Source organism: Thermogutta sp. (assembly GCF_039793925.1).
GTDB lineage: Bacteria > Planctomycetota > Planctomycetia > Pirellulales > Thermoguttaceae > Thermogutta.
The window spans coordinates 1-1,849 of the sequence record NZ_JBAMME010000007.1 but is presented as its reverse complement, the minus strand read 5'-3'; the positions used below and the strand labels follow the sequence as shown (position 1 = coordinate 1,849).

General features: G+C 59.7%; 1 protein-coding gene. It reads left to right on the top strand.

Annotated elements, in window-relative coordinates; translation table 11 throughout:
* Positions 1 to 310: 310 nt before the first annotated feature.
* Positions 311 to 1,723 (top strand): group II intron reverse transcriptase/maturase, encoded by a 1,413-nt coding sequence (ltrA, locus tag ABJK56_RS00335; protein ID WP_347242676.1) that lies wholly within the window; start codon positions 311 to 313, stop codon positions 1,721 to 1,723.
* Positions 1,724 to 1,849 lie beyond the last annotated feature (126 nt).

Here is a 1,849-nt window from a genome sequence, read left to right as displayed (position 1 = left end):
GGAATCCGAAGGAAGCCGGAGGCAAAACCACGGCCCGATGAACAAGAACCCCATAAGAGGCTGAGCCGTTCGGATGAGCTGGCGTAACACAGCGAAATCCCAGGCTGCCAAAGGACGGCGGAGTAGATGGGGCGGGCGCGGGGTGAAGGTTAACGCTCTTACCCGGGGAGGCCTGCCGGATAAGCCAGGCAAAGCTGGTAACCCGCGTCGAGAGGCACGGCTGAACCGGCAGGAGTCAGCAGAAGGCATAGTACCCCGGGGGTCATGAACCCCAGGGAAAGGCCCGAACATCAAGTCAGAGGTGAAACCGGTGCGTTCGCGAGAAGGGCAAAGACAGCAGAAAACCCCGCAAGGGGCCTGCCCGCGGGAGGAAGTGGTGAAGCCACGGGGAACCGCAGGAGGGCCGAGTCCTTCTCCGGCACAAAACGGAACACCACCTCGCGGGGGCCAGAGTAGCGGCCTGATGGAGCAGGTGGTGGCCAGGGAGAACATGCTGGCCGCCTTAAAGCGGGTAGAGCGAAACAAAGGCGCGCCCGGCGTGGACGGCATCCCGACCGAACGGCTTCGGGACCAAATCCGTGCCGAGTGGCCGTGCATCCGGGAAGAACTGCTCGCCGGTACCTATAGACCGATGCCCGTGCGCCGGGTCGAAATCCCGAAACCCGGGGGAGGCAAACGGCTATTAGGGATACCCACCGCAATGGACCGCCTGATCCAGCAGGCTCTCCTGCAAGTATTGACGCCCGTTTTCGACCCGCAATTCTCACGGGCCAGTTACGGATTCCGACCCGGGAAAAGAGCCCGTGAGGCGGTAAAGAAAGCGCGTCAATACGTGGAAGAAGGATACGATTGGGCCGTAGACCTGGACATCGAGAAATACTTCGACCGGGTAAACCACGACCTGCTCATGGCCCGGGTGGCCCGGAAAGTGACGGATAAGAGGATACTTACCCTTATCCGCCGCTATCTTACCGCAGGCGTCATGGTAAACGGGGTGGTCATGGAGACGGCGGAAGGAACGCCCCAGGGCGGACCCATAAGCCCGCTTCTGGCCAACATCCTCTTAGACGACCTGGACAAAGAACTGGAGAAAAGGGGCCACAAATTCGTCCGTTACGCTGATGACTGCAACGTCTACGTCAAAAGCAAGCGGGCGGGACAAAGGGTCATGGAAAGTCACCGCAACTTCCTGCAGGAGCGGTTGAAGCTCAAGATTAACGAGCAGAAAAGCGCGGTAGACCGGCCGTGGAAACTGAAATTCCTGGGGTTTAGCATGTACAAACCCAAGGCAGGGCAAATCCACATCCGCCTGGCCCCGCAGACCATCGAACGGGTGAAGATGAAAATCCGGGAGATTACCTCCCGAAACAGACCCGTAAAAATGGCCGAGCGCATTGAGCGTTTGAACGCTTACCTGGGCGGGTGGATAGGCTACTTTGCCCTGGCCGACACGCCCAGCACTTTCGAGAATATAGAAGGCTGGATGCGGCGGAGATTGCGCATGTGCCTCTGGAAACAGTGGAAGCGAGTGCGGACAAGATACCGCGAGTTGCGTGCTCTGGGACTGCCCGAATGGGTAGTCCACGAATTCGCCAACGCTCGCAAAGGGCCGTGGCGGATGGCCCACGGGCCTATGAACAGAGCCCTGGGCAACGCCTACTGGCAGTCCCAGGGCCTGATGAGCTTAACCGAACGCTATTCTTTTCTTCGTCAAGCTTGGTGAACCGCCGGATGCGGACCCGCATGTCCGGTGGTGTGAGAGGACGGGGGCTAGCCGCCCCCTCCTACTCGATTGCTCACCCTGGGCATTGTCGTTATCCGGTCCGCTTTCCCTTTCCGTTTCACAAGC